The sequence below is a fragment of the Achromobacter pulmonis genome (genome assembly GCF_002885955.2).
GTDB classification, from domain to species: domain Bacteria; phylum Pseudomonadota; class Gammaproteobacteria; order Burkholderiales; family Burkholderiaceae_B; genus Achromobacter; species Achromobacter pulmonis_A.
Genome location: NZ_POQS01000003.1, coordinates 564278 through 584076, shown reverse-complemented (window position 1 = coordinate 584076; position 19799 = coordinate 564278). Strand labels below are relative to the sequence as shown.

At 68.2% G+C, this 19799-nt stretch carries 16 protein-coding genes; 10 read left to right on the top strand and 6 right to left on the bottom strand.

Annotation, left to right across the window (positions count from 1 at the left end; all coding sequences use genetic code 11):
* Positions 1 to 27: 27 nt before the first annotated feature.
* Genes C1I89_RS13985 through dapA form a run of 4 tightly spaced genes read left to right on the top strand, consistent with a single transcriptional unit; the run spans position 28 to position 4941 of the window.
* On the top strand, positions 28 to 1110 hold the full coding sequence (locus C1I89_RS13985) for an ABC transporter substrate-binding protein (protein WP_102773367.1): 1083 nt from the start codon (positions 28 to 30) through the stop codon (positions 1108 to 1110).
* A 20-nt stretch (positions 1111 to 1130) separates the two neighbouring features.
* Positions 1131 to 2219 (top strand): ABC transporter ATP-binding protein, encoded by a 1089-nt coding sequence (locus C1I89_RS13980; RefSeq protein ID WP_102773366.1) that lies wholly within the window; start codon positions 1131 to 1133, stop codon positions 2217 to 2219.
* Between the two features lie 4 nt (positions 2220 to 2223).
* Positions 2224 to 3999: an ABC transporter permease subunit gene (locus C1I89_RS13975; protein ID WP_102773365.1), complete on the top strand. Its 1776-nt coding sequence runs from the start codon at positions 2224 to 2226 to the stop codon at positions 3997 to 3999.
* Between the two features lie 33 nt (positions 4000 to 4032).
* A complete protein-coding gene (dapA, locus tag C1I89_RS13970; RefSeq protein WP_102773364.1) occupies positions 4033 to 4941 on the top strand; it encodes a 4-hydroxy-tetrahydrodipicolinate synthase in 909 nt (302 codons plus the stop codon).
* Between the two features lie 343 nt (positions 4942 to 5284).
* On the opposite strand, the gene C1I89_RS13965 is transcribed toward dapA, so the two are convergent.
* The 4 genes from C1I89_RS13965 to C1I89_RS13950 form a co-directional block, all read right to left on the bottom strand.
* On the bottom strand, positions 5285 to 6112 hold the full coding sequence (locus tag C1I89_RS13965) for an IclR family transcriptional regulator (protein ID WP_102773363.1): 828 nt from the start codon (positions 6110 to 6112) through the stop codon (positions 5285 to 5287).
* 125 nt (positions 6113 to 6237) lie between these two features.
* A complete protein-coding gene (locus C1I89_RS13960) occupies positions 6238 to 7014 on the bottom strand; it encodes a phytanoyl-CoA dioxygenase family protein (protein WP_102773362.1) in 777 nt (258 codons plus the stop codon).
* Positions 7015 to 7108: 94 nt separating this feature from the next.
* Positions 7109 to 8197, bottom strand: a complete 1089-nt coding sequence (locus C1I89_RS13955) for an AI-2E family transporter (protein WP_102773361.1) — start codon at positions 8195 to 8197, stop codon at positions 7109 to 7111.
* Between the two features lie 150 nt (positions 8198 to 8347).
* Positions 8348 to 9403 (bottom strand): LysR family transcriptional regulator, encoded by a 1056-nt coding sequence (locus C1I89_RS13950; RefSeq protein ID WP_102773537.1) that lies wholly within the window; start codon positions 9401 to 9403, stop codon positions 8348 to 8350.
* Positions 9404 to 9799: 396 nt separating this feature from the next.
* On the opposite strand from C1I89_RS13950, the gene C1I89_RS13945 reads away from it, so the two are divergent.
* The 4 genes from C1I89_RS13945 to C1I89_RS13930 all read left to right on the top strand — a co-directional run bounded on the left by C1I89_RS13945 (position 9800) and on the right by C1I89_RS13930 (position 16089).
* The gene (locus tag C1I89_RS13945) at positions 9800 to 10999 is read left to right on the top strand and encodes an efflux RND transporter periplasmic adaptor subunit (RefSeq protein WP_102773360.1); all 1200 of its coding nucleotides are present in this window, start codon (positions 9800 to 9802) and stop codon (positions 10997 to 10999) included.
* Positions 11000 to 11033: 34 nt separating this feature from the next.
* Positions 11034 to 14249: an efflux RND transporter permease subunit gene (locus C1I89_RS13940; protein WP_102773359.1), complete on the top strand. Its 3216-nt coding sequence runs from the start codon at positions 11034 to 11036 to the stop codon at positions 14247 to 14249.
* A gap of 21 nt (positions 14250 to 14270) precedes the next feature.
* Entirely contained in the window at positions 14271 to 15749 is a 1479-nt protein-coding gene (locus C1I89_RS13935; RefSeq protein ID WP_102773358.1) for an efflux transporter outer membrane subunit, read from the top strand.
* A gap of 184 nt (positions 15750 to 15933) precedes the next feature.
* The gene (locus C1I89_RS13930) at positions 15934 to 16089 is read left to right on the top strand and encodes a helix-turn-helix domain-containing transcriptional regulator (protein ID WP_210405797.1); all 156 of its coding nucleotides are present in this window, start codon (positions 15934 to 15936) and stop codon (positions 16087 to 16089) included.
* 243 nt (positions 16090 to 16332) lie between these two features.
* Here C1I89_RS13930 and C1I89_RS13925 read toward each other — a convergent pair whose 3' ends face one another.
* Both C1I89_RS13925 and C1I89_RS13920 read right to left on the bottom strand, forming a co-directional pair.
* Positions 16333 to 16878, bottom strand: a complete 546-nt coding sequence (locus tag C1I89_RS13925; protein ID WP_102773357.1) for a hypothetical protein — start codon at positions 16876 to 16878, stop codon at positions 16333 to 16335.
* The gene (locus C1I89_RS13920; protein ID WP_102773356.1) at positions 16878 to 17813 is read right to left on the bottom strand and encodes a LysR substrate-binding domain-containing protein; all 936 of its coding nucleotides are present in this window, start codon (positions 17811 to 17813) and stop codon (positions 16878 to 16880) included. Before C1I89_RS13920 ends, C1I89_RS13925 begins: the two co-directional genes overlap by 1 nt.
* Positions 17814 to 17974: 161 nt before the next feature.
* Here C1I89_RS13920 and gtdA point away from each other — a divergent pair, with 161 nt between their 5' ends.
* Both gtdA and C1I89_RS13910 read left to right on the top strand, forming a co-directional pair.
* Positions 17975 to 19027 carry a gentisate 1,2-dioxygenase gene (gene gtdA / locus C1I89_RS13915; protein ID WP_102773355.1) on the top strand — a complete coding sequence of 351 codons (1053 nt, stop codon included), beginning with the start codon at positions 17975 to 17977 and terminating at the stop codon, positions 19025 to 19027.
* 73 nt (positions 19028 to 19100) lie between these two features.
* Complete coding sequence (locus C1I89_RS13910) at positions 19101 to 19799, top strand: fumarylacetoacetate hydrolase family protein (RefSeq protein ID WP_102773354.1); 699 nt, start codon at positions 19101 to 19103, stop codon at positions 19797 to 19799.

The window sequence follows — 19799 nt, the reverse complement described above, 5'->3', positions numbered from 1 at the left end:
GCCGTTCTCAATCCGTAGGAGCCTTCCATGAAACCGATCTCCCATAACGCCTCGCGCCGCAACGCGCTCAAGACCGTGGCCGCCGGCGCCGCCGCCCTGGCCATGCCCATGATCTGGACGCCGTCGCGCGCGGCCTCCAAGCGCATCGTCGTGCGCGACGACGGCGGCATCTACAGCAAGGCCTACGGCGCCGTGTTCTACCGCCCGTTCACCGAGGCCACCGGCATCCAGGTGGTGGGCGTGCAGGCCAACGCCGAGCCCACCGCCCAGATCCGCAGCATGGTGGAGACCGGCAACTACACCTGGGACATGGCCAAGATCAGCCAGCCCGCCATCCTGATGCTGACCGAAGGCGGCAAGGTCTACCTGGAAAAGCACGGCCTGGAATCCGACCCGGTGGTGGCCAGCATTCCCAAGCAGTACATGTCGCCGTATGGCGTCGGCAACAACGTCTATTCCACCGTGCTGGCCTACCGCAAGGATGCGTTCCAGGGCCGCCGTGCGCCGGCGTCGTGGGCCGACTTCTGGGACGTGAAGAACATCCCGGGCCGCCGCGGCCTGCGCAAGCATCCGTTCGACACCATCGAGGAAGCGCTGATGGCCGACGGCGTGCCGACCGACAAGGTCTACCCCTGCGACATCGACCGCGCCCTGGCCAGCCTGGACAAGATCAAGCCCGCGGTGGAGGTGTGGTGGAACACCGGCGCCCAGGTCGAGCAGATGCTGGGCTCCGGCGAGGTCGACATGATCGCCACCTGGGTGTCGCGCGCGCAATCGGCCATCGCCAACGGCGCGCCGGTGGAGATCGTGTGGGACCAGAACATCTGGGGTTGCGACAACTGGTCGATCCTCAAGGGCACGCCCAACGCCGACGCCTGCCGCGAATTCATCAAGTTCGCCTCGGACCCCAAGCGCCAGGCCGCGCTGGTCGAGTATTTCGCGGCCGGCGTCACGCAGCCCGCCGCCTTCGACCACATCAAGCCCGAGGTGGCGCGCAATTGCCCGACCCACCCCGACAACATCAAGACGGGCCTGCACATCAACGCCGCCTACTGGCTGGAGAAGCAGCGCGACGTCATCGAGCGCTTCAACGGCTGGGTCCTGAAGTAATCCCTACCTCGTCGAACATCATGTCCTCCTCCAATCTGCAAATCTCGGGCCTGGGCAAACGCTATGGCGACTTCGTCGCCCTGGCCCCCACCCACCTGGACGTCGCGCGCGGCGAATTCCTGACGCTGCTGGGGCCGTCCGGCTCCGGCAAGACCACCCTGCTGAGCCTGATCGCGGGCCTGGCCCAGCCCGACGAGGGCCAGGTGCTGATCGACGGCGTCGACGTGACCTACGGCGCGCCGTACGAACGCGACATCGGCATGGTGTTCCAGAACTACGCGCTGTTCCCGCACATGAGCATCGAAGAGAACATCGCGTTCCCGCTGAAGATGCGCAAGGTGCCGGCGGCCGAAGCGCGCCGCCGCGCGATGGAGGCGCTGGAGATGGTGCGCCTGCCGCACGTCGCGGCGCGCCTGCCGCGCGAACTGTCCGGCGGCCAGCAGCAGCGCATCGCGCTGGCGCGCTGCATGGTCTACCGCCCCGCCATCATCCTGATGGACGAACCGCTGGGCGCGCTGGACAAGAAGCTGCGCGACCAGATGCAGCTGGAGATCAAGCGCATCCACCGCGAACTGGGCACGACCATCGTCTACGTGACGCACGACCAGGAAGAGGCGATGACCATGTCCGACCGCATCTGCCTGATGAACGGCGGCGCGATCGAACAGCTGGGCACGCCGGCCGACCTGTACTTCCGCCCGCGCACCCTGTTCGTGGCCGACTTCCTGGGCGAATCCAATCTGCTGCGGGGCGTGGTCGAATCGGCGGATGGCGACACCGTCTCGGTCAGGCTGGAACACCAAGGCGTGACCGGCCCCGCGCTGTCCAATGGCGCGCCGCTGCGCGCCGGCCAGAAGGTCACCGTGATGCTGCGCCCGCAGAACCTGCGCGTGAGCGGGGCCGGCGCCCAGGGCCCGGCCCTGGGCGGCAAGCTGCTGGACGTCATGGTCACCGGCAGCCTGACCAAGCTCTACCTGGACACGGGCGTGGCCGACGCGGCGCCCATCGTCGCCGCCCATCCGACGCAGCGGCAGGCCGAGCAGTACGCCATCGGCCAGCCGTTGTCGGTCAGCTGGCAGGCCGCCGACGCCGTCGCCATCCCGGAGTAAGCCCATGACGACCCTCGCCACTCCCCGCAAGCGCATGGGCCAGGGCCGCCGCCACTTCCTGATGGCGGCGCCGCTGGTCGTGCTGCTGCTGGTGCTGCTCATCTACCCGGTGGGCCAGCTGCTGCTGTTGAGCGTCTACGGCGACCAGGGCTTTTCGCTGACGCAGTACCAGCGGCTCTTCGACTCATCCGTGTACGTGAACGTGCTGCTGATCACGCTGAAGATCTCGCTGTGGACCACGTTCTTCTCGGTGGTCGCGGGCTACCCCGTGGCCTACCTGATCTCCAGCCTGTCGGCGCGGCGCAAGACCTCGCTGCTGTTCTGGGTGCTGCTGTCCTTCTGGACCAGCTTCCTGGTGCGCACCTTCGCCTGGGTGGTGCTGCTGGGCCGTAACGGCGTGGTCAACCAGCTGCTGCAGGCGCTGGGCATCCTGGATGCGCCGGCCAACCTGCTCTACAACTTCGGCAGCGTGCTGGTGGGCATGGTGCACGCGCTGATGCCGCTGGCGGTGCTGACGATGCTGTCCGTCATGGAAAACATCGACCGCAACCTGCCGCGCGCCGCTTCCACGCTGGGCGCGCGTCCCGGCACGGCGTTCTGGAAGATCTACTTCCCCTTGTCCATGCCCGGCGTGGCCGCCGCCGCCATCATGGTGTTCGTGACCGCCATCGGCTTCTTCATTACGCCGGCCCTGCTGGGCGGGCGCAAGGAAACGATGATCACCCAGATCATCATCGACCAGGTCCAGCAGACCATGAACTGGGAATTCGCCGGCGCGGTGTCGGTGCTGCTGCTGGTGGTCGTGCTGGTGGTGTTCGCCATCTACGACAAGGTGCTGGGCCTGTCGACCATGACCGGCGCCGCCTCGACCCGCGTGCGCGCCTCGGGCCGGGCGGGCCTGGGCCGGCGCGCCGGCGACGCGGCGCTGACGCTGCTGGCCGACGTCTCGGACCGCCTGTTCGGCCTCCTGCCCGGACGCCTGCGGCGCTCGGTGTCGGGCACCGGCCAGTCGCGCACGCTGTGGTGGATCGTGCTGCTGGTGCTGGCCTTCCTGTCGGCGCCGGCCTTCCTGATGATCCCGCTGTCGTTCGATGCCGGCTCGGGCCTGACCTGGCCGCCCAAGGGCTTCTCGCTGCAATGGTACGAACAGATGTTCACCTCGCCCGTGTGGATGCAGGCGATCACCCGTTCGCTCATCGTCGGCGTGGGCACCGGCCTGCTGGCCATGCTGATCGGCACCCCGGCCGCGTTCCTGCTGGTGCGCGCCAACATGCGCGGCAAGTCGGCCATGCTGGCCTTCGTGCTGTCGCCCATCGTGGTGCCGCGCATGATCATCGCCGTGGGCATGTTCTATTTCTTCGCCCGCGTCGGCCTGGTGGGGTCGGCCGTCGGCCTGATCCTGGCGCACACCGTCGTCGCCGTGCCCTACGTGGTGATCACCATGATGGCCGTGCTGCGCAACTACGACACGCGGCTGGACCTGGCGGCGCAAAGCCTGGGCGCCAGCCCCTGGGCCACGCTGCGCTTCGTCACCTTCCCGATCCTGGGCGCGGGCCTGATGTCGTCGTTCCTGTTCGCCTTCGCCACCTCGTTCGACGAACTGACCATCGCCCTGTTCGCGTCCGGCGGCCTGAACGCCACGCTGCCCAAACAGTTCTGGGACGAAGTGACCCTGCAGATCTCGCCCGTGATCGCCGCGGTCTCGACCTGCCTTTTCATCTTCATTGCCGTGCTGATCTGGCTGGCCGACCGGCTGCGCCGCCGCAGCCTGGCCAACTGATCCGCGCCCGTTTCACCTAACTGGATAGGTTTCATGCTGAACGCAACCCGACTGCGCGGAGTCTTCCCCGCCATCCCCACCCCCGTCAACGCCGACGACACCATCAACGCCGCCGCCGCGCAGGCCCTGATCGCCTACCTGCTCAAGCAGGGCATAGACGGCATCGTGCCGCTGGGCGGCACCGGCGAATACGGCGCGCTGGCCCGCGCCGAACGCATCCGCATGTGCAAGCTGACCGTGGACGCCGTACAAGGCCGGATTCCGGTGATCCCCGGGGTGCTGGACCCGGGCTTTCACGACGCGCTGCAGGCCGGCCAGGAATTCGCCGACGCCGGCGCCGACGCGCTGATGGTGCTGACTCCCTACTACACCACCCCCACCCAGGCCGGCATCCGCGAGTACTTCCTGCGCTACGCCGACGCCTCGCCGCTGCCGGTGATGATCTACGAGATCCCCTACCGCACCCGCATCGCCATCGCCCCCGAAGTGCTGCACGAACTTTCACGCCACGAGAACATCATCGGCATGAAGGCCTGCAACACCGACATGTACCACTTCCTGCGCACCGTGGCCGGCGTGGACGACTCCTTCGCCGTCTTCAGCGGCGAAGACACCCTGCTTCCCGTCCACCTGGCCGCCGGCGCAAAAGGCGGCATCGTCGTCACCGCCAGCCTGCTGCCCACCGCCTGGCGCAAGGTCTACGAACTCGCCTCCCAGGGCCACACCCGCGAATCGATGGCACTGCACCGCCGCCTGATCCCCCTGATGAACCTGGCCTTCGCCGAAACCAACCCCGGCCCCATGAAGTCGGTCATGGACCTGATCGGCGTAAACGCCCCCGAAGTCCTGGACCCCCTGGTCCCCCCCGCCGACGGCCTGCAGGCCGCGCTGCGCAAGGAACTGATTCCGCTGCTGCAGGAATTCGAGGGCATCAACCCCTAACGCCCATCGTCACCCCCACCCCACCGCGCCGCGACCACCCGCCCAACGGATGCCCATGGCAGCCGCCCGCGCGGCTGCCATGGGCGGCCCCGCAAGCTCTTCCCCCGACCACAGGTCCAAACGCCGGACCCAAGACGCCGGCAGCCCGGCGGTGTGGGCGGCGTGGCTGTGAGCAACCTCGATTGCGCCCGAGGGAATCCGTAGGGAGCCGAAGGCGGACGAGGATGACGAAGGGGCAGTCCGGAGCGAACGCTCCGGACCGCAATCGCGGGCGCGAACAGCCACGCCGTCCGCGCCGCCGGGCGACCTACGAAGCCCGACAGCAAGGCCGTACAACAACGACCTACCTCGAATAAGCCGAAAACTTGGACTTGGAAATGGAAGTCGCCGCCACCTGCACATGAGGCGCCAACTCGGCCTCCACCCGTGCAACCGTCCACCGGGTCGTAGGCACGGCAATATTGATCGCAGCCACCGCCAACCCCCGATGATCGATCACCGGCGCCGCCACCGAAATATCCCCCAGCACCGTCTCGTTCACGATGATCGCGTACCCCTTCTCGGCCACGCGCCGCACCCGCTCCAGCAGCTTCTCCGGGTCCACCTCGGTATAAGGCGTAATCGGCTCCAGCCTGGTCTGCGCCAGGATCTCCCGCCGCTGCTCTTCCGACAGCCGTGACAGGATCGCCGTCCCCGACGCCGTGAAATAGGCCGGCAGCCGGCTCCCCACCGCGATATCCACATTCACCAGGTGGTGCCCCGGAAACCGCGCCACGAACACGATCTCGTGCCCGTCGAGCTCCTGCAGATTGGTGGTCTCGCCCAGCGTGCGGCTGATGTCCAGCAGATACGGCGAGGCCTTGTCGATCAGCTCGTTGGCGCGCACATAGTTGTACGAAAACTGCAGCACCTTCGGCGTCAGCCCGTAATTGCGCGTGTCGGGAATCCGGCGCAGATAGCCCAGCGTCTCCAGCGTATAGACCAGGCGCTGCGTCGCGCTGCGGTCCAGGCCCGACGCGCGGGCGATGTCGGCCAGCGTCATATGGCGCTTCGGACCGTCGAACGCATGCAGGACCTGGAAGGCCTTTTCGGTGGAGCCCACGAAGAGCGACGACCGGGTCTCGGTCGCCGCCCGCGTTTTTTCCGTATCGGCAGGGGGTTGATTGCGCACAGGAAACAGCCTATTCGAGTTCTAGGGATGCGGCGCGAGAAATCACGCACGGCCGATCGGGCCATGCGCAGTGCGCTAATATTAATTGTAATTCAATTATTAATAGCTGATTCCAATCAGTTTCCCTATCCGGCCGGGTCCTCCAAGGGCACGCCCGGCTGCGACGCCGAACGCGTGCCGGCCACCGGATGACAGGACTGCGGATGGTAGGTGTGCACCACCGACAGCTTCACTTGCTCGCTGCGGTTGCCCTGGGCGGCGTGCAGCGTGCGGCAATGGAAGAACACCACGTCGCCGGCCTGCAGCGCCGGACAGACCGCGCGCGCGATCCACTCGGCGTTGCGCGGCTCGTCGTCGCGGAAGAATTTCTGGGCGTCGAACTGCTCCGGCGCATACGAAGCCGCGTGCGATCCGGGAATGAAGGAAAGCCCGCCGTTGTCGCGGGTTTCCGGCCCCAGCGCCAGCCAGCAGGACACCAGGTCGGTGTCCGAGAACGACCAGTAGCGGATGTCCTGGTGCCAGCCCGTCAGGCTGCCATAGGCCGGATGCTTGGTCATCACGCAATTGTGGTGCACGGTGGACAGCACCGGCGTTTCGCCGAAATAGCGCCCCAGCCATCGTCCGATGCGCGGATCGGTGGCCCAGCGCGCGAACAGCGGATCGCGCGCGTAGGCGCCCAGCAGCCGCCTGACGGTCAGCCCGCCCTCGGCGGCGCGCGATTCGGGCGCGCCCGGATAGCGCAGGTCGGCCTCGTATTCGATGGGCGCGACGTGGTCGCGCAAATGGCGTTCGGCCACGGCGCGCAGCGCCGCCACCTGTTCGGGACTGGCGAACCCGCGCAGCACCACGAAGCCCTGCTCGCGCAGGACGGCGATCTGATCATCAATCAGTAATCCAGACATGTCGATCCTCAACCCGCATCACGAGCCGCAAGGCGTCTGCGTACCGGACAGGCGCCGGCATGCGCGGGGACGGCTAGATTACCAAAACCGCGTCCTAGGCCGCCGGCGGATTCACCCGGGCCGCGTCGCGCTCCTGCACCTCATGGTGCACCCATTCGCGCCATACGGCCACCAGCAGGGCCATCAGCACCGGGCCGACGAACAGGCCGACGATGCCCATGGTCTTCACGCCCCCCACCAGGCCGAAGAAGGTCGGCAGGAACGGCAGCTTGACCGGCCCGCCCACCAGGCGCGGACGCAGGGTCTTGTCGACGATGAAGAGTTCCACGCTGCCCCACACCATCAGCGCGATGCCCGCCACCACGTGGCCCGAGCCGACCAGGTACAGCGACACCAGCGTGAACGACAGCGGCGCGCCGCCCGGAATCAGGGCCATGAACCCGGTGACCACGCCCAGCAGCACCGGCGAGGGCACGCCCGCGATCCAGTAGGCGATGCCCAGCACCACGCCCTCGCCCAGCGCGATCAGGCCCATGCCGGTGACGGTGGAGTTGATGGTGGCCGGCACCACGCGCGAAAAGCGCAGCCAGCGCGCCGGCAGGATGCGCTCGCCCAGCACGTCGAGCTGCGCCACCATGCGGGCGCCGTCCTTGTAGACGAAGAACAGCGTGATCAGCATGAACAGCACGGTCAGCAGCAGCTGGAACACGTTGCCCGTGGCCGCCAGGATCATGCGGTAGATGTTGCCCAGGTGCTCGCCGCTGACGGCCTCGACCAGCGCGCCCAGCGCGTGGGGCTCGCCGATATAGGTCGTCCAGTACTGGCCCAGGCGTTCGCCCACCACCGGCATCGAAGTGATCCAGGCGGGCACCGCCACGCCATGCCGGTTGGCCGCGATGGCCCAGGCGAAGAAGGCGCTGGCTTCCTTGATGGCGTAGGACAGCGCCAGCGACATCGGCACGATCAGCACCACCACCACCATCAGCAGCGCCAGCGAGGCGGCCAGCGTGGTGCGTCCGCCGCAGCGCGCCACCAGCCGCTGGTACAGCGGCCAGCTGGCCAGGCCTATGATCAGCGCCGCCAGCGCCGGCACCAGGAAGCCGCTAAGGAAATACACCCCCGCCAACAACACGAGCAGCAAAAGCCAACGGGCGATCAGGTAGGCGGGAAGTACGGGCTGCATGGAGCGGATCGACAGTAAGTTGTAAGGCTCAGACTGTCGGACTATACAGACGTTTCGTGCGATACGAGGGACACAAGGCCTGTATTTACTACGGGGTTACCCGTGCATACCGGGGCGGAACCGGCCTGCGGCGCCGCCCCGCGCCCGCGTTTACAGGGCGTATTCCGCCGCTTCCTCGCGCGCGCTGCGCCGGCGCGCCGGCGTGGCCGGCAGGGGCGCGCCCATGGCGGCGATGGCCTGCGAGGCCTGGCCGCGCGCATAGATGCCGCAGTGGGCGGCGGCGGGATCGTTTTCGTCGCGGCCGCTCAGCAGCGGGCAGCCGGCGAACAGTTCCGCCACCCAGTCGGAAAACGCGCGCACCTTGGGCGAGAGCTGGCGGCTTTGCGGATACAGCACCGAAATCGCCGTGGCGCTGGGTTTCCATTGGGGCAGCACCTCGATCAGTTCGCCCGCCTGCAGGTGCGGCAGCGCCATGAAGCGCGGCACCTGGATCAGGCCGAAGCCCTTGAGCCCGCAATCCAGGTAGGCGCCGGATTCGTTCACGGCCACCACGCCCTTCATGTCGACTTCCTGGTGCTTGCCGTCCACGTTGAAGTCCCAGGCGCAGTTGCGTCCGGTGCGGCTGGAGAAGTAGTGCACCGCCTGGTGATCGCGCAGGGCTTCGATGGTCTGCGGCAGGCCGTGGCGCGCCACGTAGGCGGGCGCGGCGCAGGTGACGGTCTGCAGCGAACCGATGCGGCGCGCCACCAGGCTGGAGTCTTCCAGCTCGCCGCCGCGGATCACGCAGTCCACGGCCTCCTGCACCATGTCGACCGGACGGTCGCTCAGGCCCAGCACCAGCTCCACGTCGGGGTACTTGTCGTGGAAATCGCACAATGCGGGAATCAGGATGAGCCGCCCGATGGCCGTGGGCACGTCGATGCGCAGCCGGCCCTTCAGGCGCAGCGCCGCTTCCTGGAAACAGGCCTCGGTTTCTTCCACGTCGGCCAGGATGCGCACGCAATGCTGGTAATAGCCGGCGCCGTCCGGCGTCAGGCCGATACGGCGCGTGGTGCGGTTGAGCAGGCGCACGCCCAGCAGGCGTTCGAGGTTCTGGATGATGGTGGTGACGGTGGTGCGCGGGAGCGAGAGGCTGTCGGCCGCCCGGGTGAAGCTGTTGGCGTCCACGACGCGCACAAACACCTGCATAGCCTGAAAGCGATCCATGGCGGCGGTGTCCTTGGGATAGACAAAAGGGGGTGCGTGCAGCATAACCCGATTTCGCCGCCGATTAGTCGTTTATGCCGACTAGTGTTGCCGAAACATACGGGTTTATCCGCTGTCGCAAAACACTCAGAATGCAAACCATCTTGAAGTGCCCTTGCCGCCCGGCTCCCCCGCCCGGCACCCCGTAAGGGCATGTCGCTCCTCAGTTTCCGGCCATCGCAATGACCGCCCTTCCCCGGGCGCCACTGCCTGGAAGACGCGACAGCGTCTCGTGCTGCACCGCAGCATGGCTACCGGCTCCCGAGGGGCGGCATTGCCCAGGGAACGCCGCAAGCCGCCTCCCGTTCCGCAGGCGCCCGGCAGGCACTCCGCCCCGATACCACTTGAGGAAACACCATGCTTTCGCGTCATCGTATTGCTGTGCTCGCCGTTTTCGCAGCCGTCATCGCGGCCGGCGGCGGTTATGCCCTGTTCCGCGCCCCCGCGGGGGCCAACGCCGCCCAGGCCCAGGCCGCTCCCACGGCCACGCCGGTGGAGGTGGCCGAGGTCGTCAACAAGACCATCGTGGACTGGCAGCGCTATTCCGGCCGGCTCGAAGCCATCGACCGCGTCGACATCCGCCCGCTGGTGTCCGGCACGCTGACCGCCGTGCACTTCCAGGACGGCAGCATCGTCAAGAAGGGCGACGTGCTGTTCACGATCGACCCGCGCCCCTACGAGGCCGAAGTCAACCGCGCCGCCGCCGCCCTGACCGCCGCCAAGGCCCGCGTCTCCTACACGGCCAGCGAACTGGCGCGCGGCCAGCGGCTGCTGGCCGACAACGCCATCGCCCGCCGCGACTTCGAGGAAAAGCAGAACGCCGCGCGCGAAGCCGCGGCCAATCTGCAGGGCGCGCAGGCGGCTTTGGACTACGCCAGGCTGAACCTGGGCTACACCCGCATCGAGGCGCCGGTCGACGGGCGCGTGTCGCGCGCCGAAGTGACGGTGGGCAACGTGGTGGCGGCCGGCGCCGCCTCGGTGCCGCTGACCACGCTGGTGTCGGTGTCCAAGATGTACGCCTCCTTCGACGTGGACGAGCAGACCTTCCTGCGCTACGTGAACCCGGTGCGCAACGGCGGCGGCGGCGGCGCCGTGCCCGTGGAGCTGGGCCTGGCCAACGAGGAAGGCTATTCGCGCAGCGGCGTGGTGCATTCGGTGGACAACCGCCTGGACGCCACCTCCGGCACCATCCGCGTGCGCGCCGAGTTCGACAACGCCGACGGCTCGCTGCTGCCGGGGCTGTACGCCCGCGTGCGCCTGGGCGGCAGCGAACCGCGCGAGGCCGTGCTGATCGACGAACGCGCCATCGGCACCGACCAGGACAAGCGCTACGTGCTGGTGCTCGACGACAAGAACCACGCCGTCTACCGCCAGGTCAGGCTGGGCGCCAACCAGGACGGCCTGCGCGTGGTCGATTCCGGCCTGGCCGCCGGCGAGCGCATCGTCGTCAACGGCCTGCAGCGCATCCGCCCGGGCGACGCCGTCACCCCCACCGTCGTCCCCATGAACGTGGCCCAGCGCAAGCCGGTCGCCACCGCCTCGGCCGCCCGCCAGTAAGCGGCCCGAACCATCAGGCGCAACGAGAACGTCCATGAATATCTCGAAATTCTTCATCGACCGGCCGATCTTCGCCGGCGTGCTGTCCGTCCTGGTGCTGCTGGCGGGCCTGCTGGCCATGTTCCAGCTGCCCATCTCCGAGTATCCGGAAGTGGTGCCGCCGTCGGTCGTGGTGCGCGCGCAGTACCCCGGCGCCAACCCCAAGGTCATCGCCGAGACCGTCGCCTCGCCGCTGGAGGAATCCATCAACGGCGTCGAGGACATGCTGTACATGCAGTCGCAGGCCAACAGCGACGGCAATCTGACGCTGACGGTCAACTTCAAGCTGGGCGTCGATCCCGACAAGGCCCAGCAACTGGTGCAGAACCGCGTGTCGCAGGCGCTGCCGCGCCTGCCGCCGGACGTGCAGCGCCTGGGCGTCACCACGGCCAAGAGCTCGCCCACGCTGACGCTGGTGGTGCACCTGATCTCGCCCAACGACCGCTATGACATCACCTATCTGCGCAACTACGCGATCCTGAACGTCAAGGACCGCCTGGCCCGCATCTCGGGCGTGGGCGAAGTGACGGTGTGGGGCTCGGGCAATTACTCCATGCGCGTCTGGCTGGACCCGCAGAAGGTTGCCCAGCGCGGCATGACCGCCGGCGAGGTGGTGGCCGCCATCCGCGAACAGAACGTGCAGGTCGCCGCCGGCGTGATCGGCGCCTCGCCCACGCTGGGCGACGTGCCGCTGCAGCTCAACGTTAATGCGCGCGGCCGCCTGCAGACCGAGGACGAATTCCGCGACATCATCCTGAAGACCTCGCCGGACGGCGCCGTGACCTACCTGTCCGACGTCGCCCGCGTGGAGCTGGACGCCCAGGAATACGGCCTGCGCTCGCTGCTGGACAACAAGCAGGCCGTCGGCATGGGCATCATGCAGTCGCCCGGCGCCAACGCGCTGGACGTCTCCACCAAGGTGCGCGCGGCCATGGCCGAGCTGGCCCAGGACTTCCCGCCGGGCGTGGAATACCGCATCGAATACGACCCCACCCAGTTCGTCAGCGCCAGCATCGAGGCGGTGGTGCACACCCTGCTCGAAGCCATCGCGCTGGTGGTGCTGGTTGTGATCCTGTTCCTGCAGACCTGGCGCGCCTCCATCATCCCGCTGCTGGCCGTGCCGGTCTCCATCGTCGGCACCTTCGCGCTGCTGCTGATCTTCGGCTACTCGATCAACGCGCTGTCGCTGTTCGGCATGGTGCTGGCCATCGGCATCGTGGTCGACGACGCCATCGTGGTGGTTGAGAACGTGGAGCGCAACATCGCGGCCGGGCTCACGCCGCGCGAGGCGACCTACCGCGCCATGCGCGAAGTCAGCGGGCCCATCATCGCCATCGCGCTGACGCTGTGCGCGGTGTTCGTGCCGCTGGCCTTCATGACCGGCCTGACCGGGCAGTTCTACAAGCAGTTCGCCATGACCATCGCCATCTCGACGGTGATCTCGGCCTTCAACTCGCTGACCCTGTCGCCGGCGCTGTCGGCCATCCTGCTCAAGGGCCACCACGAGAAACCCGACTGGCTGACCCGCGGCATGAACCGCGTGTTCGGCCGCTTCTTCGACTGGTTCAACCGCATGTTCGGCCGCGCCTCCGAATCCTACGGCACCGGCGTGGCCGGCGTGATCCGGCGCAAGGCCGGCGCGATGGGCGTGTACGCCGTGCTGGTGGCCGCCACCATCGGCGTCTCGTACCTGGTGCCGGGCGGCTTCGTGCCAGCGCAGGACAAGCAGTACCTGATCGGCTTCACGCAGCTGCCCAACGGCGCCTCGCTGGACCGCACCGACGCGGTGATCCGGCGCATGAGCGACATCGCCCTGAAAGAGCCCGGCGTACAGAGCGCGATCGCCTTTCCCGGCCTGTCGATCAACGGCTTCACCAACAGCTCCAGCGCCGGCATCGTGTTCGTGATGCTCAAGCCCTTCAACGAGCGCAAGAGCGCCGCGCTGTCGGGCGACGCGATCGCGGCCTCGCTGAACCAGAAGTTCGCGGCCATCCAGGATTCCTTCATCGCGGTGTTCCCGCCGCCGCCGGTGATGGGCCTGGGCACGCTGGGCGGCTTCAAGTTCCAGATCGAGGACCGCGGCGCCGCCGGCTACGCCGAATTGGACCGCGCCAAGGCCGCCTTCCTGGCCAAGGCGCGCCAGACGCCCGAGCTCGGCCCGGCCTTCTCCAGCTACGAGATCAACGTGCCGCAGCTCGACGTGGACCTGGACCGCGTCAAGGCCAAGCAACTGGGCGTGCCCGTGACCGAAGTGTTCGACACCATGCAGATCTACCTGGGCTCGATGTACGTCAACGACTTCAACCGCTTCGGGCGCGTGTTCCAGGTGCGCGCGCAGGCCGACGCGCCGTTCCGCGCGCACGCCGACGACATCCTGCAGCTCAAGACCCGCAACAACGCCGGCGACATGGTGCCGCTCTCGTCGCTGGTCACGGTCAAGCAGACCTTCGGCCCCGAAATGGTGGTGCGCTACAACGGCTACACCGCCGCCGACATCAACGGCGGCCCGGCGCCCGGCTACTCGTCCGACCAGGCGCAGGCCGCGGCCGAGCGCGTGGCCGCCGAGACCCTGCCGCGCGGCATGAAGATGGAATGGACCGACCTGACCTACCAGCAGATCCTGGCGGGCAACGCCGGCCTGTGGGTGTTCCCGATCAGCGTGCTGCTGGTGTTCCTGGTGCTGGCCGCGCTGTACGAAAGCCTGACGCTGCCGCTGGCCGTGATCCTGATCGTGCCCATGAGCATCCTGGCCGCGCTGACCGGCGTCTACCTGACCGGCAACGACAACAACATCTTCACGCAGATCGGCCTGATGGTGCTGGTGGGGCTGTCGGCCAAGAACGCGATCCTGATCGTGGAATTCGCGCGCGAACTGGAGATGAACGGCCGCGGTCCGCTGGAAGCCGCCATCGAGGCCAGCCGGCTGCGCCTGCGCCCCATCCTGATGACCTCCATCGCGTTCATCATGGGCGTGGTGCCGCTGGTGCTGTCCTCCGGCGCCGGCTCGGAGATGCGCCACGCCATGGGCGTCGCGGTGTTCTTCGGCATGCTGGGCGTGACGCTGTTCGGCCTGTTCCTGACGCCGGTGTTCTACGTGCTGCTGCGCACGCTGGGCGGCAAGCCGCTGCACTCGGCCGCGCCGCACGAGGCCCCCGTCTGCGTGCCGCACCTGGACCCGCAAGCGCCGCCCGCTCCGCAGCCCCACGCCTGAGTTCTCAAGAGATTAGCCATCATGATCCAAAGACTGACCCGCGGTTCCGCCCTGCTTGCCCTCCTGCTCGCGCTGGCCGGCTGCGCGGTGGGCCCGACCTACGAGCGGCCCTCGGCCGCCGTGCCCGCGGCCTACAAGGAAGCCGCCCTGCCCGCCTCCGAGGCCGGCACCTGGAAACCCGCCGAGCCCTCGGAAGAGGCGCTGCGCGGCGCCTGGTGGAAGGTATTCAACGACGAAGGCCTGAACCAGCTGGAAGAAGAAGCCCAGCGCGCCAACCAGAACCTGCAGGCCGCCGCCGCGCGCCTGACCCAGGCGCGCGCGCTGCAGCGCGAAGCCCGCTCGGGCTTTTTCCCCACGCTGGACGCCGCCTTCGGCCCCAACCGCCAGCGCCCCTCGGCCGTCTCGCAAGGCCTGCCCGACGGCGCCGACACCAGTCCGGTGACCACCTGGCGCGCCCAGGGCATGGTCTCTTACGAGGCCGACCTGTTCGGCCGCGTGGCCTCGACCTACGACGCCGCCAGCGCCGACGCCCAGCAAAGCGAAGCGCTGTACCGCTCGGTGCTGCTGGCGCTGCAGGCCGACGTCGCCACCACCTACTTCCTGGTGCGCGAACAGGACGCCGAATCGCAGCTCTACCGCCAGACCGTCAAGCTGCGCATGGACACGCTGCAACTGATCCAGCGCCGCTACGACGCCGGCGACATCAGCGAACTGGACCTGGCCCGCGCCAAGACCGAACTGGCCAGCGCGCAATCGGAAGCGCTCGGCATCGAACGCCGCCGCGCCGCGTCCGAGCATGCGCTGGCGGTGCTGCTGGGCCGCGCGCCGTCGGAATTCACCATGCCGCCGCAGCCGATCCAGAAAGTGGCGCTTTCCATCCCGGCCGGCCTGCCGTCGGCCCTGCTTGAGCGGCGCCCCGACATCGCCGCCGCCGAACGCGCGATGGCGGCCGCCAACGCCCGCGTCGGCGCGGCCAAGTCGGCGTTCTTCCCGCGCCTGGACATCACCGGCGCCTTCGGCTATGAGTCCTCGGAACTGGGCAACCTCTTCCAGTGGTCCAGCCGCACCTTCCTGCTCGGCCCGCTGGTCGGCGCCGCGCTGTCCATGCCGATCTTCGACGGCGGACGCCGCCAGGCCGGCCTGGACCGCGCCCGCGCCGTCTACGAGGAAGACGTCGCCAGCTATCGCCAGACCGTGCTCAACGCCTTCCGCGAAGTGGAAGACAACCTGGCCAACCTGCGCATCCTGGCCGACCAGACCCGCGCCCAGGACGCCGCCGTCGAATCCGCCGCGCGCGCCGCCCGGCTCTCGCACACCCAGTACCGCGAAGGCTCCATCAGCTACCTCGACGTGATCGAAGCCGACCGCAGCGTGCTGCTGCAACAGCGCGTGGCGGTGCAGCTCAGCGGCGAACAGGCGCGCTCGGCGGTAGGCCTGATCCGCGCCATCGGCGGCGGCTGGGACAACCCCGTGCCGCCGGACCAGGTGGCGGCGAAGTAGGCGCGAGCGGTCGGTCCGGGTCGAAAACCAGCAGTCCCTTTTTGGCAAGACGATCCAGGTCTTTTTTAGCAAGCACCTTTATCCGACCGATTCGTCATCGCCTGGCTGTGACCCGGCTAAATATGACCGCCAAACACTGCCCGGTTGAGGCAACATCGGATTTTGCAGACATGGAGAGCGCAGCATGACTGAGACATTCACTGAATTCGATCCCGCCGACTACCTCGCCAGTCCGGAGGCCATCGTGGAATTCCTAACGGACGCCCTGGAAACAGGCGACGCCGGCTATATCGACAAGGCCATCGGTGTGGTCGCGCGCGCCCAAGGCTTGCCGTCATGAAGGCGCTGGGAATCGACATGGCCGTGCGCCCGCAGTCCATGTCATTTGAAGCGCAGTCAGGGTTACGCGGACGGCGACGAGACGGGTTTACCGCAGCAAAGGCCATAGCTCGCCTTCAGCACCGCCGAGCCGAGACCGCCGGCAAAGCGGCCAAAAAGCGCGGCTGAGAAAGCTGACCGGGTCGAGCCTGACCATGATGTAGCGATGGCTCGCCTGACCGCCCGACACGTTCCCGCACTACCCTTACCGCCGCCGCTCCAGATAACGCCGCGCCATCTGGTACCCGACGAACACATAAAAGCCGTTGCAGTTCAGCACCAGCCACGCGCCCAGTCCGCCCAGCAGCGCCACCACCGGGCCGACCGCGTGCATGTCGCCCTGCATCCAGGCGATCACGCCCAGCAGACCGACGACGATCAGGCCCAGGGCCAGCCGCCTGAGCAGCACCAGGCCGTATGCGTAGCCGCCCATGAACGAGACCACGCCGATCGCCAGGGCCAGCGCCATACAGGCACAGACCAGCACCAGCGCGAAGGCCGCCAGCGCCGATCCTGCGCCATGCAGCAGCAGGTCCAGCAGCCCGATCCCCACGCCCAGCCCGCCGGTCATCACCAGCACCGCCAGCGCCAGCGGCGACCACATGCCCGGCGGCGCGCGGTAGGCGTCCATGGCCTCGACGAAGCGGTGCATCGCGGCCGAGGCGGCCGGGTCTTCGCGTCCGGACAAGGCAGCCTCCAGCCTGCGGCATTGCGCGATCAGCGCGTTCAGGCCCGCGGCCGGGCGGTCCATCACACCCTCGCCGCGCCCGAAGCGTGTTCCGCGACGGTATTGCGCAGCGCGGCCATGGCCTGCTGCACCGCGAGCGGGCGGAACTGGTCCTCGCGCCAGTACATCGCCACCGAGCCGAAGCCGGACAGCCGCACCGGAATGACGCGCATGGCCCGCATCTGCGTGAACCGCAGCGCGGCGCGATGCGAGGCCACGCCTATCATGTCGCTGTTGTTGATGAGGGTGAGGTTGACGGTCACCGAATTGGATTCCACGTGATCGGGCGGCGGCGCCTGCCCCGCCGCCGCCAGCGCCGCGTCCACGGCGTTGCGGATCGGCGTGCCCTTGGGCCAGAGTATCCAGCGATACGAAAGCAGGTCCTGCCAGGACGGCTGCTCGATCGAGAACAGCGGATGGCGCGGCCGCGCCACCAGGTGGATGGGCTCCAGGTACAGGGCCTCGAAGCGGATGGCGGGGTCGTGGTGTTCGGGCGCGGAGCGGCCCACCACGATGTCCAGGTCGCCCTGCGCCAGCTGGCCCAGCAGCAGGTCGGTGGTGCCCTCGACCAGTTTGACGCGCGCCTGCGGCATGCGCTCCAGCAGTTTCAGGACCGCCAGCGGCACGGTGTCCGAGGCCGATGCGCCGGACGCGCCGATCACCACGCGGCCGCCGCCGCCTTCGCGCAGCGCCGCCATGTCCGCGCTGGCGCGGTCGAGCTGGGCCTCGACCCGCTGCGCGTGCGCGATCAGCACGTCGCCGTGCGGCGTCGGCCGCAGGCCGCGGGCGTGGCGTTCGAACAGCGGCAACCCGATGTCGTCTTCCAGATCCTTCAGCCACTTGGACAGGCCCGGCTGCGTGGTGTTGAGCATCGCGGCCGAGTGGCTGATGTTGCGGGTCTGGGCCAGGCTGAGCAGCATTTTCAGATTGCGCAGGCGCAATCGATGGGTCCAGTCCATACAGGCCCTCGTTTGTCTCGGTATGTATATTCTTCTTTGTATGGATAATAAGATAAATTCATTTCAAAACACATAGCTGCCTTGCGCATAATCGTTTCCATATAAGGACACAGCCGCCACACGAGCGGCCCGGCGCCAGCCGGATATTCCGGAGACGAGACATGCAAGACGGCCGCCTTCCCGCCGCCGATCGCGCCGCGTATTACGCGCGCATCGCCAAGAAGAACATGGCTCCCCTGTGGGAGTCGCTGCACAACCTGGTGCCGCGCGAACCTGCGCCGCGCTGCGTGCCGGCGATCTGGAAATACGATGAAGTGCGCGACGACGTCATGGCCTCGGGCTCGCTCATCAGCGCCGAGGAAGCGGTGCGGCGCGTGCTGATCCTGGAAAACCCCGGCCTGCCCGGCCAGGCCAGCATCACGCAAAGCCTGTATGCCGGCCTGCAGCTGATCCTGCCCGGCGAAATCGCGCCCAGCCACCGCCACACGCAATCGGCGCTGCGCTTCATCGTCGAAGGCCGCGGGGCCTACACGGCCGTCAATGGCGAACGCACCACCATGCACCCGGGCGACTTCATCATCACGCCGTCCTGGACCTGGCACGACCACGGCAACACCGAGACCGCCGAGGGCGGCGAGCCGGTGGTGTGGCTCGACGGCCTGGACATCCCGCTGCTGCGCTTCCTGGACGCGGGCTTCGCCGAGAACTATCCCGCCGCCACCCAGCCCGTGACCCGCCCCGAAGGCGACAGCATGGCGCGCTACGGCCACAACATGATGCCGGTGCGCCACCAGGCCGCCGGCGGCACCTCGCCCATCTTCAACTATCCCTACGAGCGCAGCCGCGAGGCGCTGGACCAGCTCTACCGCCACGGCGAGCTCGACCCCTGGGACGGCGTGAAGCTGCGCTACCTGAACCCGGCCACCGGCGGCTATCCGATGCCGACGATGGCGACCTTCATGCAGCTGCTGCCGGCCGGCTTCCAGGGCAAGCCCTACCGCAGCACCGATTCCACCGTCTATAGCGTGGTCGAGGGCCGCGGCACCGCCCGCATCGGCGAGCAGGAGTTCCACTTCGGTCCGCGCGACGTGTTCGTCGCGCCGTCGTGGGCGCCGGTGGAGCTGGCCGCGCTGGAAGACGCCACGCTCTTCAGCTACTCCGACCGTCCGGTGCAGGACGCGCTGGGCGTCTGGCGCGAAGCCCGCAACGGCTGAGATTTTCCTCGCCGCCGCGCCCGGCGCGCCGGCGGCGGCCTTCCCGTATCCGTATCCATTCCTTGGGTGATCCATGTCTTACGTCTTCGATCCCGCCGCTCCCGTCGCCGTGCCCGTGGCCGGCAGCGACCAGCGCTTCCCGGTGCGCCGCGTCTATTGCGTGGGCCGCAACTACGCCGCCCACGCCCGCGAAATGGGCTTCGATCCCGACCGCGAACCGCCGTTCTTCTTCTGCAAGCCGGCCGACGCCGTGGTGCCGGTGGCCGAAGGCAGCACGCTCACGCTGCCCTACCCGCCCGAGACCGCCAACTTCCACTATGAGATCGAACTGGTGGCGGCCATCGGCCGCGGCGGCGCGGACATCCCGGTCGAACAGGCGCTCGAACACGTCTGGGGCTATGCCGTGGGCCTGGACATGACGCGCCGCGACCTGCAGATGAAAATGCGCGAAGCCGGCCGCCCCTGGGAACTGGGCAAGGCCTTCGACCAGAGCGGCCCCATCGGCCCGCTGCACCCCGCCGCCTCGGTGCCCGACATCGGCCGCGCCGCCATCTGGCTGCAGGTCAACGGCGCCGACAAGCAGCGCAGCGACATCGGCAAGCTGATCTGGTCGGTCGCCGAGACGGTCTCCTATCTTTCCCGCTACTTCCGCCTGGAGCCCGGCGACCTGATCTACACGGGCACGCCCGAGGGCGTGGGCCCGGTGGTGCGCGGCGACCGCATGGTCGGCGGCGTCGACGGCCTGGGCACGCTCAGCGTGCAGGTGGCGTAG